Below are 12,020 nucleotides of genomic sequence, written 5' to 3'. Positions count from 1 at the left end.
GGATATTTGCAGACAGAAAATGTGGGGGAAGGGGTATTTCAGCCCTTCGCCTTGACCCTCTGCCGCCACAGCGTGAACAGGCCCGCGCAGACCACCACGCCTGCGCCGATAGCTACATTGGTTTCCAGCGCCTCGCCGAACACGGTGATGCCAAGCGCGCTGGCAAAGACCAGTTGCAGGTAGGCGAAGGGTTGCACGGCGCTGGCCTCGGCCACCTCATACGACCGGATCAGGCACCAGTGGCCAAGACAGGCGGTGCAGCACAGTGCCGCCATCCAGCCCCAGTCGGGGGCCGTCATCGGTTCCCAGAACCACAGGCCGGTGGCGGTCATGGCGACCGCGCCCACCGTGCCGGTCCAGAAGAAGCTGACAGCGGCGGCATCGCCGCGCGCGACATAGCGGGTCAGAAGGCCGTAAAGCGCGAACATGAAAGCCGCCAGCAGCGGCACCAGCGCCCAGGGCGAGAACACCTTGACCCCCGGTTGCAGGATGATCAGCACGCCGACAAAGCCGATGCCGATGGCCGTCCAGCGCCGCCAGCCCACCTTTTCGCCCAGCACAGGGCCGGAGAGGGCCGCGACCAGCAGCGGATAGCAGGTGAACACGGCGTGGCTTTCCACCAGCCCCAGGTTCACGAAACCCAGCACCATCACGCAGACCTCAAACGCCAGCAGCAGGCCGCGCGCGGTTTGCAGCCAGGGAAAGCGCGACTTCACGGCGGCGCGGAGCCCGCCCGCCGTGCGCGCGGCGATGGCGATGACAAAGGCGGCGAAGAACCAGTAGCGGATCATCACCACCATCATCACGTTGTATTCGCCCGCCAGATGGCGCGAGATGCCATCCTGCAAGGCGAAGATCAGCGTGGTGACAACCATCAGCCCGATGCCGAGGCGGGTGTTCTGTTCGGTCATACCGCGATCTCTGCGGGTTTGCGGCGGGTGGCCAGCAGGGTGAACAGCCCCGCCCCTGTGACGATCGCCGCACCGATGACGGTGGCCGTGGTCAGCGTTTCATCGAACACCAGCGTGCCCATGATGGCGATGAACACCAGTTGCAGATAGGCGAAGGGCTGCACGGCACTTGCCTCGGCCACGGCATAGCAGCGGATCATCAGCCAGTTCGACAGGATGGCAAGGCCGCCGTTCAGCGCCGTCCAGCCCCAGTCCTGCGCCGTCATCGGTTCCCAGAACCACGCCCCGGCCAGCGTCATCAGCACGGCGCCGAGGATGCCCGACCAGAAGAACGCGATGAAGCCGGGTTCCGCCTGCGTGGCCAGCCGGGTCAGCAGGCTGTAAAGCGCGAACATGGCGGCAGAGGCCAGCGGCAGGATCGACAGCAGGTTGAAGAGATCGGACCCCGGTTGCAGGATCACCATGATCCCCGCAAAGCCCACGGCAATGGCGATCCAGCGGGCCAGCCCCACCTTTTCGCGCAGCACGGGGCCGGACAGGGCGGCGATGATCAGCGGGCAGACGGCGAAAACCGCATGCGTGTTGATCAGCCCGATCAGGGTGAAACTGGCGACGATCACGCAGATCTCGCCCGTGTGCAGCAGCGAACGCGACAGGTGCAGCAGCGGGCGGCGCGTGGTGACGGCGGCGCGGAACCCCTCGGGCCGGCGCGAGGCCAGCAGCAGCACGAAGGCGGCGAAGAACCAGTAGCGGATCATCACCACCATCAGCACATTGTATTCGCCCGCAAGGTGGCGGGTGAAACCATCCTGCACGGTATAGGCCAGCACGGTGGCGATCATCAGCGCGATGCCGAGGCGGTTGTTCTGTATCGGCATCTCAGGCGATCCATCCGGCCGTCATGTGGCGTTTGCTGCCATGGCCGGGCCTACGCTCTACCTGAAAGCCCGCCGCCTGCAAGGCCCGGCGGACATGGCCGGCGGCGGTATAGGTGGCGAAAGTGCCCTGCGGCGCGGTATGGGCGGCAACCGCCTGCATCAGCGTGTCGGACCACAGTTCGGGGTTCTTGGCGGGGGAAAAGCCGTCAAGGAACCAGGCATCGGCCTTGCCGCCCCAGGCGGGCAGGGTGGCGCGGGCGTCACCGGTGATGATTTCCGCGTCGATCCCGTCGAAGGTGAGGGTCGTGTTGCCCTGCGCCCATTGCGCAAGGAAGGGGGCCGCGATGGCACTGGCCTCGGGGAAGGCCTGCAGGGCGCGGGCGATGTCGGGCGCGGTCATCGGATAGGCCTCGAACGAGGTGTAGCGCAGTGGGCCGGGAATGCCCGCGGCCCGCCACGCCAGCAGGGCCGCCAGCATGTTCAGCCCGGTGCCGAACCCCAGTTCGGCGATGTGGAAACCGGGGCGGAAACGCGCGGGCAGGCCGTTGCCAAGCAGGAAGACGTGGCGGGTTTCCTCCAGCCCGTTGGCTATCGAGAAATAGGGGTCGTCGAACCGGGTGGAGACGGGAATGACGCCATCGCGCCAATCCAGATCGGCGGGCTGAAGAACGGCTGATAAGGGGGCAGGGGGGGCGGGCTGGCCGGGGTCGGGCATTTCGCGTAAGCCTCGGGTTGGGCCTTGGGTTTCGGGGCGACAATGGGCAAGGGCGCGGGCAATGGCAATGCCGGATCTGACGGTGCGGGGGGCGGGGATTTTCGGCCTTTCGGTGGCCTGGGCCTGCGCTTTGCGCGGCGCGCGTGTGCGGGTGATCGAGGCTGCGCATGTGGGTGCGGGGGCCTCGGGCGGGATCGTGGGGGCGCTGGCCCCGCATGTGCCGGAAAACTGGAACCCGAAGAAGGCGTTTCAACTGGAAAGCCTGTTGATGGCCGAAGGCTGGTGGGCGGGCGTCGAGACGGCATCGGGCCTGCCTGCGGGTTATGCGCGCACCGGGCGGCTGCAGCCGCTGGCCGATGCGCGGGCGGTGGAGGCGGCGCAGGTGCGGGCCGAAGGCGCAGCGGCGCTGTGGCAGGGCCGCGCGGAATGGCGGGTGGAGCGGGCTGCGGACGGGTGGGTGCCGCACAGCCCCTCGGGCTGGGTGGTGCACGACACGCTGACGGCGCGGGTGCATCCGCGCATGGGCTGTGCGGCACTGGTGGCGGCGATCCGTGCGCGCGGCGGCGAGGTAATTTCTGGTGAAGCACCCGAGGCTGGGCCGGTGGTCTGGGCCACCGGCGTGGCAGGTCTGGCGGCGCTGTCGGCGGCGACGGGGCGCGTGGTTGGCGGCGCGGTGAAGGGGCAGGCGCTGGCGCTGCGTCATGACGCGGCGGACCTGCCGCAACTGTTTGTGGACGGGCTGCACATCGTGCCGCATGGGGATGGCACCGTGGCGGTGGGATCAACCAGTGAACGGGTGTGGGACGAACCTGCCGCCACCGATGCCGAGCTTGACGCGCTGCTGGCGCGGGCCGTTGCGGCCTGCCCGGTTCTGGCGGGGGCTGCGGTGGTCGAACGCTGGGCCGGGCTGCGCCCTCGCGCCAACAGCCGCGCGCCGATGCTGGGGCCATGGCCGGGGCGGCCGGGGCACTTCATCGCCAATGGCGGGTTCAAGATCGGTTTCGGCATGGCCCCCAAGGTGGGCGAGGTGATGGCCGATCTGGCGCTGGACGGCCGCGACACCATTCCCGATGGGTTTGGCGTGGCGGCAAGCATGTGATGCCTGCCACCCGGCGGCATTGCCCCGTGCCGGGCAGGGGCGGCTGGCTGCGCAGGCAAAGGGTGACGGCGGCCCGATCATCGGGCGTCATCCGCACCAGATAGCATTGCGACCGGCAGGACAGCCGCCATAATCCTCGATCACCCCCTGCGGCACATCGGCCGCAGCCGCCGGGCCGCAGGCCGGTTGCAACCGCCGTTTCAAGATGTGCCGGGGCTTGCAGCCTTGCAGGATTCGGTGGAAAAGAAGCGTGGGCGGTGACGATGGCGTCGTTGCAGGGGGCTCGTGCCCCGCATGCCTGTGGTGCAAGCCACTGTCGTCCTGCACGCCGGGATCTTGCGGGGTCTCGGGCATGAGACCCGCCTATTTGAGGTCTGCCATGACGAACCGCCCCGAACATTACCGCTTTCACAACGGCGCCAAGGCCGCGCTGCCCTTTGCCGACGAAGAATACGCGACCCGGCTGGAGGGGCTGCGCGACATTCTGGAATTGCACGGCCTTGATGCCATCGTGCTGACATCCATGCACAATGTCGCCTATTATTCCGGGTTCCTCTATTGCTCTTTCGGGCGGCCCTATGCGCTGGTGGTGACGGCAACCGATTGTGTCACTGTCAGCGCGGGCATTGATGCGGGCCAGCCGTGGCGGCGCAGCCATGGCGACAACATCACCTACACCGACTGGCAGCGCGACAATTTCTGGCGGGTGGTGGCATCCGTGACCGGCACGGGCAAGGCAGTGGGGGTGGAGGCTGACCACCTGACCATGGTGCAGGCGGAAAAGCTGAACGCGTTCCTGAAGGTCAAGCGGGGCATGGATATCGCCCCCGCCACCATGCAGCAGCGCATGACGAAATCGGATGCCGAGATTGCGCTGATCCGTGCGGGGGCCGAGGTGGCCGATGCGGGCGGTCATGCCATTCGCGCTGCGGTGAAGCTGGGCGCGCGCGAGATCGACATTGCCATGGCAGGCCGTGACGCGATGGAGATGGAGATTGCCAGGCGTTTTCCCGATGCCGAATACCGCGATACCTGGGTCTGGTTTCAGTCGGGCCTGAACACCGACGGGGCGCACAACCCGGTGACGGCGCGCAACCTGCTGCGCGGCGATATCCTGAGCCTGAACTGTTTTCCCATGATCTCGGGGTATTACACGGCGCTGGAGCGCACGATGTTCGCGGCCGAGGTGGATGCGGCCAGCCTTGGCTATTGGCAGGCGAATGTGGCGGCGCATGAATATGGCATGAGCCTGCTGAAACCCGGCGTGTCCTGCGCCGGGGTGACGGCCCAGATCAACGCGCATCTGGAATCGCAGGGCCTGCTGCAATATCGCACCTTCGGCTATGGCCATTCCTTCGGCATCCTCAGCCACTACTACGGGCGCGAGGCGGGGCTGGAACTGCGTGAGGATATCGAGACGGTGCTGGAACCGGGCATGGTGATCTCGATGGAGCCGATGCTGACCATCCCCGAGGGGCAGCCGGGGGCCGGGGGCTACCGCGAGCATGACATCCTGGTCATCACCGAGGACGGGGCCGAGAACATCACCGGCTATCCCTATGGGCCGGAATTCAACGTGGTGGGCTGACGACAACCCGGGGTGACATGGGCCAGGGGTGACATGGGCCCGGGGTGACATGGGCCCGGGTCGGCATGAGAAAGGCGCGCCACGACGGCGCGCCTTTTTTCTTGGCCCGGTTGTCCCGGTCGTCTTGAGGCTGCCGTTGGCTCAGGCGCGCTTGATCACACGGATCAGCAGCAGCAGGATCACGGCGCCGATGGTGGCATGGATGATCGACCCCACGATGCCGCCGCCGATGCTGATGCCGATGGCGGGCAGGATAAGCCCGGCCAGAAACGCACCAACGATACCCACCACGATGTTGCCCAACAGGCCAAAGCCGAAGCCCTTGACGATCAGGCCCGCAAGCCAGCCCGCAACGGCACCCACCAGAAGAATGACAATGATCGCCGCGACTGTGATTTCCAAGATCGTCTCCACCTAAGCTCTTGCCATGATGCGGGCGAAGGCCCGCTTGGCCGGCAATCCTCGACCGCCTGACATTGCAACGCGCCAGTCGCGTGCCGGTTCCGGCTACGCGGACATTTCTTGATTTGGGGCTGCCGCGCGGTCTGCCCGCCGGAACGCGGCCGGGGCTTTCGCAAAACAGTCGCAAATGCATCACCTGTCTGTCACGGGCAGCCTCCAAACCTCGCAACCAACATTGACAGCAAAAGGAATGAGTCCATGGCCGTTACACGCGCCTCCGTCAAGCTCGCCGGTCTTACTTCGGTTCTGGCCCTGGGAGCGGCCATGCCCGCCATGGCCGACATGACCTTCAACCGCATCGCAAGCTTTGCCACGCCCACCAACATGGCCGAAGGCGAAGACCGCGCGCGGGCCACTTCCGCCGAGATCATCGCGGCGTCGGAAGATGGCATGACGCTGGTCTATACCGACAGCCCGCTGGGCGTGATCGGCCTGATCGACATCACCGACCCGCGCGCCCCGAAGGCGCTGGGCAACATCGAAGTGGGCGGCGAGCCGACCACCGCGCAGATCATCGGCGGCATGATCTTTACCGGCGTGAACACCTCGGAAAGCTACACCGCGCCGTCGGGCAAGGTTGTCAGCATCGACATGGCCACCAAGGCGATTGTGGCGGAATGCGACATTGGCGGCCAGCCGGATTCGGTTGCCAAGGCACCCGATGGGTCGTTCCTGGCCATTGCCGTGGAAAACGAGCGTGACGAGGAACTGGGTGACGGCGGTCCGCCCCAGATGCCCGCAGGCTATGTGGTGAAACTGCCCGTCGTTGATGGTGCGGTGGATTGCGCCAACCTGCTGAAGATCGACATGACCGGCCTTGCGACCATCGTTCCCGAAGATCCGGAACCGGAATATGTGGCCATCAACGCAGCGGGCGAAATTGTCGTCACGATGCAGGAAAACAACCATATCGTTGTGATCGGCGCTGATGGTGCAGTGGCCAGCCATTTCAACGCGGGCGAAGTGGCGCTGGACGGCATCGACACCAAGCGCGACGGCAAACTGGATTTCACCAGCAGCAAAGACGCCGTGCCGCGTGAACCCGATGGCATCGACTGGCTGGACAACGACCATTTCGCCATGACCAACGAAGGCGACTGGAACGGCGGCACGCGCACCTGGTCGATCTTCCACAAGGATGGCACGCTTGTCTGGGATTCGGGCAACTCGCTGGAACGCGCCATTGCCGCGATTGGCCACTACCCCGATCACCGCTCGCACACCAAAGGCGTGGAACTGGAATCGGTCGAAACCGCCACATTCGGCGGCGTGCCGATGGCCTTCGTCGCGTCGGAGCGTGGCTCGATCATCGGCGTCTATGACATGACCGACCCGGCGAACCCGGTGCTGAAGCAGCTGCTTCCCTCGGGCGTGTCGCCCGAAGGCATGGTGGCCATTCCCGAGCGCAACCTGCTGGCCTCGGCCAACGAGGTTGACCTGCGCGAAGACGGTCTGGCCCCGGCCCATGTCATGATCTACGAATATGCCGAAGCGCCGGTGGCCTATCCGATGATCACCTCCGAAGGCTCTGACCCGCTGATCGGCTGGGTGGCGCTGTCGGGCATGGTGGCTGATGCGACCGAGGCGGGCAAGCTTTACGCCGTGAACGACTCGGTGCTGGGTGCCGCGCCGACCATCTACACCATCGACGCCACGCAGACCCCGGCCAAGATCACCGCAGCGATGACCGTGACGCGCGGCGGCGACGCCGCACAGAAGCTGGACATCGAAGGCATCGCGCTGGACGGCGAGGGCGGGTTCTGGCTGGCCTCCGAAGGGCGCAGCGACCGGCTGATCCCGCATGCGATCTACCACGTGAACGACAAGGGCGAGATCAAGCAGGAAATCGCCCTGCCCGCCGACCTGCTGGCCAACGAGATCCGCTTTGGCTTCGAAGGCATCACTGTGGCCGGTGACTGGCTGTGGATGGCCGTGCAGCGCGAGTGGAAAGACGATCCCAAGGGCATGGTGAAACTGCTTGCCTACAACACCGCCGAAGAAACCTGGGGTGCCGTGCATTACCCGCTGGACGCCCCGGCTGAAGGCGCCTGGATGGGCCTGTCGGAAATCACCCTGCACGGTGACTGGGTCTATATCGTCGAGCGTGACAACCAGATTGCCGACAAGGCCGTCAACAAGAAACTGTATCGTGTGGCCGCAAGCCAGATGGTGCCCGCCGAACTGGGCGGTGCGCTGCCGGTCGTGACCAAGGAACTGGTGCGTGACTTCCTGCCCGACCTGATGGTGCTGAATGGTTATGCCATGGACAAGATCGAAGGCTTTGCCATCGATGCGGCCGGCACCGGCTGGGTCGTGACCGACAATGACGGTGTGGATGACAGCTCGGGCGAAACCCTGTTCTGGTCCATCGGCGCGATGCAGTAAGCGAAACAGAGCTGCGCCTTAGCAAAAGTTCCGTTGCGGAACCTGACCCCCGGGTGCCACGCCCCGGGGGTTTTCTGTTCTGAAAAGGGCAGAAAGGCTTGACCTCGGGGGGGATGCGGGCGCTTGTTGCAGGAATCGAACATAAGCGTGGGTTCTGCCGTGCCTCTGAGTCTCAGCCGTTTTGCCGCCGTGATTGCCCTGCTGTTTCTGGCGGCTTGTGCGGCCCCGCCACCCGAACCCGAATTGCCACCGGTCCACCCGGACTACCCGGGTTTTCAGGATGGCGAGTTCTATATCGCGCCGGTGGAGATGCAGTTCCTGCAAGGCAACACGCCGCGCACCGAGGTTGATTATTTCGGCCCCGATGCACCCGGCACCATTGTTGTCGATACCTTTGCCCGGCGGCTTTACTATGTGATGGAGGGTGGCCGTGCCATGCGCTACGCCATTGCCGTGGGGCGCGAGGGGCTGGCCTTCCGCGGCAGCGGCACCATCGGGCGCAAGGCGGAATGGCCGGGCTGGACGCCCACCGCCAACATGATCCGCACCCAGCCGGAACTTTACGCAGAATATGCCGGTGGTCTTCCGGGCGGGTTGTCGAACCCGCTGGGCGCGCGGGCGCTGTATCTGTATCGTGGCAGCCGCGATACCTATTTCCGCATCCACGGCACCATCGAGAATTCCTCGATCGGGCGGGCCACATCGGCAGGCTGCATCCGGCTGTTCAATCAGGATGCCATCGACCTTTACAACCGCGTGGCGCTGGGCACGCAGGTGAAGGTGCGCAGCCAGGAAGAGTCGCTGGCCATTGAGGGGCCGTTCCATGACAATGAATTCGGCATGATTACGCCCGGTCCTGCCCCGGTCGTTCTGCCTGCCGAGCTGGATGTTGCCGCAGCGGGCTGATTTCTGTTAGTCTTTTTGCAAGGCGTTTCGCGGCCCTGCGGAACGCCACAGCAAAATGGGGTGGCGGGATGAGGCTTGGCAGCAAATTGAAGCGGGTCATTGTGATGATGGCCTGTGGTGTGGTTCTGGCGGGATGTGTGGCGGGCTCGAACCTGTCGCCCGAGGTGGCCCGGCGCTATGCCGCCGCCACCGATGGCGGTTTTGCCATGGCCGCAGTTCCGACGGGTTATCTGACGGAACGCAACCGCAGGGTGCAGGTGGCCTATACCGGGCCAGAGCCTGTGGGCACCATCGTGATCGACCCCTATGCGCGTTACCTTTACCTCGTGACCGGGCCGCAACTGGCCTATCGCTATGGCGTGGCCGTTGGCACCGAGGGGCGAAACTTTGCCGGTTCCGCCACGATCCGGCGCAAGGCGGAATGGCCCAGCTGGACGCCCACCGCCAACATGCTGCGCACCAACCCCAAGGAATACGGCCCCTATGCCAAGGGCCTGCCGGGCGGGCCGCCCAACCCGATGGGCGCACGGGCGCTGTATCTGTATCAGGGCGGGCGCGACACCTTTTACCGCATCCACGGCACGCAGGAACTGTCGGCGGTGGGCAAGGCCACCATCGCGGGCTGCATCCGGCTGTTCAACCAGGATGCCATCGACCTTTACAGCCGCGTGCCGATGGGCGCGCAGGTCAAGGTGCGGACCAAGGCCGAATCCATCGCGCTGGAAGGCCCGATGGTGGATGACGCCAATGGCTATGCCGTGCCCGCCAAGGGGTGACAGCCGCGCAGGCGCCCCACAGTCTTTTCCCCGCCCTTGGCGCAAAGCCAGCAGGGCGGGGCAAGGCAAAGCGCGCTAGAGGATGACGTAATCCTTCAGCGTCGTCTCGATCACCTCCCATACGCCCTTGTAGCCGGGGCGGATGACATAGCTGTCACCGGCGCGCAGCACGGTCTGGGTGCCGTCCTCGGCGGTCAGCACCGAATGGCCGGAATGGATATAGACATATTCCCATTCGGCATAATCCACCCGCCACGCGCCCGGCGTGGATTGCCACATGCCGCAATAAAGCCCGTCACGATCCTCCAGATTCCAGGTGGTGTGCTCCGGGTCGCCATGCACGACCTTGGCAGGGTCGGGGCGTTCGGTTTCCGGACTAATGTCGTCGCGGTTCAGGCGGGCGATCAGGGTCATCGGGCTGGTCCTGCTGAAAAAGTTGATGGGTCTTTGTTTCGCGCAAGGGGCATGCGGTCAATGAGTCTGTGGTGCCAGCCCGGCCCCATCCGGCATTTCTGCTGGTGCAGCATTGCCCCGGCGGATATACAGCGCCCCATCCGACCCTCTTGAGGGAGAGCAAGAGCGATGAGCGCCAACACCCCCGTCCGCCCCGTGCTGCCCGCCGACATACTGGCGCGCAAGGGGGGCGAGCCGCTGGTCTGCCTGACCGCCTATACCACACCCGTGGCCCGTCTGGTCGATGCGCATTGCGACATCGCACTGGTGGGCGACAGTCTGGGCATGGTGCTGCATGGCTTGCCATCCACCCTTGGCGTGACGCTGGAGATGATGATTTTGCACGGGCGCGCGGTGGCGCGGGGCATTTCAAAGGCGATGCTGGTCATCGACATGCCCTTCGGCAGCTATGAGGAAAGCCCGGCGCAGGCCTTTCGCAACGCATCGCGCGTGCTGGGTGAAACCGGGGCCGCGGCGGTAAAGCTGGAAGGCGGGCAGCACATGGCCGAAACCATCGCCTTTCTGGTGGCGCGCGGCGTGCCGGTGATGGCCCATGTGGGGCTGACCCCGCAGGCGGTGAACACGCTTGGCGGCTACAAGGTGCAGGGGCGTGATGCGGATGCGGCCCGCGTGGCGCTGGATGCGCAGGCGGTGGCGGCAGCGGGCGCATTCTCGGTGGTGCTGGAAAAGGTGCCCGACGGTCTGGCGCGGCGCATCACCGCTGACATCGCCATTCCCACCATCGGCATCGGGGCCTCGGTGGATTGTGACGGGCAGATACTGGTGGTCGATGACATGCTGGGCCTGTTCACCGATTTCCGACCCAAATTCGTGAAACGCTATGGCGAGTTGGGCCACGCCGCGGATCAGGCGATTGCCGCCTATGCCGCCGATGTGCGCGCCCGCCGCTTTCCGGGGCCGGAGCATGTGTTTCCCGATACGCTGCCCAAGGCGGCAAAGTGACTCCGGTCATCCTGCGCTCACTCGCCGATCTGCGCACGGTGGTGCGGTCATGGCGCGCGGGGGGCCAGACCATCGGCGTGGTGCCCACGATGGGCGCGCTGCATGCCGGGCATCTGAGCCTTGCCCGTGCGGCCAAATCGGGCTGCGACCGGGTGATCGTGACGATTTTCGTGAACCCCAAACAGTTCAACAACCCCGGCGATCTGGCGAAATATCCGCGCACCGAGGCTGCTGACGCGGCCTTGCTGGCCACTGTGGCGGTGGATGTGATCTTTGCCCCGCCGCCGGACGAGGTGTATCCGCCCGGTTTTGCCAGCACGGTCAGCGTTTCGGGCGTGTCGGCCCCGCTGGAGGGCGCGCACAGGCCCGGGCATTTTGACGGGGTGGCCACGGTGGTGGCCAAGCTTTTCGGCATGACAGAGGCTGACCGCGCCTATTTTGGCGAGAAAGACTGGCAGCAATTGCAGGTGGTGCGCCGTCTGGTGCGTGATCTGAACATCCCCATCGAGATCATGGGCTGCGAAACGGTCCGCGAGGCTGACGGTCTGGCGATGAGCTCGCGCAATGTGCGGCTGTCATCGGTGGCGCGGGCGCAGGCCCCCGCGCTGCACGCGGCGATGCAGTGCGCGGCCGAGGCTTTGCGTGGCGGGGTGCCGGTGGCTGCGGCCTTGCAGGGCGCGGTGGTCGAGGTGCTGGCGGCGGGCTTTTCGGCGGTCGATTACATCGAATTGCGCAGCGCCGCCCTGCTGGAGCCGCTGGAGCGGCTGGACCAGCCCGCGCGCCTGCTGGCGGCGGCGGAACTGGATGGCGTGCGGCTGATCGACAATATCGGCGTGTAATGGGGCAGGGGGCCGCAGGGGCTTTCACCCGTGGCCCCGCGTGCT

General features: G+C 65.7%; 12 protein-coding genes. 7 read left to right on the top strand and 5 right to left on the bottom strand.

What is annotated here, in order from left to right:
- Positions 1 to 38: 38 nt before the first annotated feature.
- The 3 genes from GEU84_RS16590 to mnmC2 are packed head-to-tail and all read right to left on the bottom strand — an operon-like array spanning position 39 to position 2,504.
- A complete protein-coding gene (locus GEU84_RS16590) occupies positions 39 to 911 on the bottom strand; it encodes a DMT family transporter (protein WP_152828158.1) in 873 nt (290 codons plus the stop codon).
- Positions 908 to 1,789 (bottom strand): DMT family transporter, encoded by an 882-nt coding sequence (locus GEU84_RS16585; protein WP_152828156.1) that lies wholly within the window; start codon positions 1,787 to 1,789, stop codon positions 908 to 910. The genes GEU84_RS16590 and GEU84_RS16585 overlap by 4 nt, the downstream gene beginning before the upstream one ends.
- Position 1,790: 1 nt before the next feature.
- On the bottom strand, positions 1,791 to 2,504 hold the full coding sequence (mnmC2, locus tag GEU84_RS16580) for a tRNA (5-methylaminomethyl-2-thiouridine)(34)-methyltransferase MnmC2 (protein WP_152828154.1): 714 nt from the start codon (positions 2,502 to 2,504) through the stop codon (positions 1,791 to 1,793).
- A 61-nt stretch (positions 2,505 to 2,565) separates the two neighbouring features.
- Between mnmC2 and GEU84_RS16575 the strand changes: the two genes are divergently transcribed.
- Together GEU84_RS16575 and GEU84_RS16570 are read left to right on the top strand one after the other, a co-directional pair.
- Positions 2,566 to 3,603, top strand: coding sequence for an NAD(P)/FAD-dependent oxidoreductase (locus GEU84_RS16575; RefSeq protein ID WP_152828152.1), 1,038 nt, complete (start codon positions 2,566 to 2,568; stop codon positions 3,601 to 3,603).
- Between the two features lie 379 nt (positions 3,604 to 3,982).
- Positions 3,983 to 5,191 (top strand): aminopeptidase P family protein, encoded by a 1,209-nt coding sequence (locus GEU84_RS16570; protein ID WP_152828150.1) that lies wholly within the window; start codon positions 3,983 to 3,985, stop codon positions 5,189 to 5,191.
- 141 nt (positions 5,192 to 5,332) lie between these two features.
- Here the strand turns inward: GEU84_RS16570 and GEU84_RS16565 are convergent, their stop codons facing one another.
- The gene (locus GEU84_RS16565; protein ID WP_174539946.1) at positions 5,333 to 5,587 is read right to left on the bottom strand and encodes a GlsB/YeaQ/YmgE family stress response membrane protein; all 255 of its coding nucleotides are present in this window, start codon (positions 5,585 to 5,587) and stop codon (positions 5,333 to 5,335) included.
- Between the two features lie 264 nt (positions 5,588 to 5,851).
- Between GEU84_RS16565 and GEU84_RS16560 the strand changes: the two genes are divergently transcribed.
- From GEU84_RS16560 to GEU84_RS16550, 3 genes are all read left to right on the top strand, one after another.
- A complete protein-coding gene (locus GEU84_RS16560; protein ID WP_152828146.1) occupies positions 5,852 to 8,038 on the top strand; it encodes an esterase-like activity of phytase family protein in 2,187 nt (728 codons plus the stop codon).
- Between the two features lie 159 nt (positions 8,039 to 8,197).
- Entirely contained in the window at positions 8,198 to 8,944 is a 747-nt protein-coding gene (locus GEU84_RS16555; protein ID WP_174539934.1) for a L,D-transpeptidase family protein, read from the top strand.
- Positions 8,945 to 9,048: 104 nt separating this feature from the next.
- Positions 9,049 to 9,720 (top strand): L,D-transpeptidase, encoded by a 672-nt coding sequence (locus tag GEU84_RS16550; protein WP_241427742.1) that lies wholly within the window; start codon positions 9,049 to 9,051, stop codon positions 9,718 to 9,720.
- A 75-nt stretch (positions 9,721 to 9,795) separates the two neighbouring features.
- Here GEU84_RS16550 and GEU84_RS16545 read toward each other — a convergent pair whose 3' ends face one another.
- Complete coding sequence (locus GEU84_RS16545) at positions 9,796 to 10,134, bottom strand: cupin domain-containing protein (protein WP_152828142.1); 339 nt, start codon at positions 10,132 to 10,134, stop codon at positions 9,796 to 9,798.
- Between the two features lie 168 nt (positions 10,135 to 10,302).
- Between GEU84_RS16545 and panB the strand changes: the two genes are divergently transcribed.
- Together panB and panC are read left to right on the top strand one after the other, a co-directional pair.
- Positions 10,303 to 11,136, top strand: a complete 834-nt coding sequence (gene panB / locus GEU84_RS16540; RefSeq protein ID WP_152828140.1) for a 3-methyl-2-oxobutanoate hydroxymethyltransferase — start codon at positions 10,303 to 10,305, stop codon at positions 11,134 to 11,136.
- Positions 11,133 to 11,975 carry a pantoate--beta-alanine ligase gene (gene panC, locus GEU84_RS16535; RefSeq protein ID WP_174539933.1) on the top strand — a complete coding sequence of 281 codons (843 nt, stop codon included), beginning with the start codon at positions 11,133 to 11,135 and terminating at the stop codon, positions 11,973 to 11,975. The genes panB and panC overlap by 4 nt, the downstream gene beginning before the upstream one ends.
- Positions 11,976 to 12,020: the final 45 nt, after the last annotated feature.

Source organism: Fertoeibacter niger, assembly GCF_009380135.2.
Lineage (GTDB): Bacteria > Pseudomonadota > Alphaproteobacteria > Rhodobacterales > Rhodobacteraceae > Fertoeibacter > Fertoeibacter niger.
This window is presented reverse-complemented; position numbering and strand designations above follow the sequence as displayed.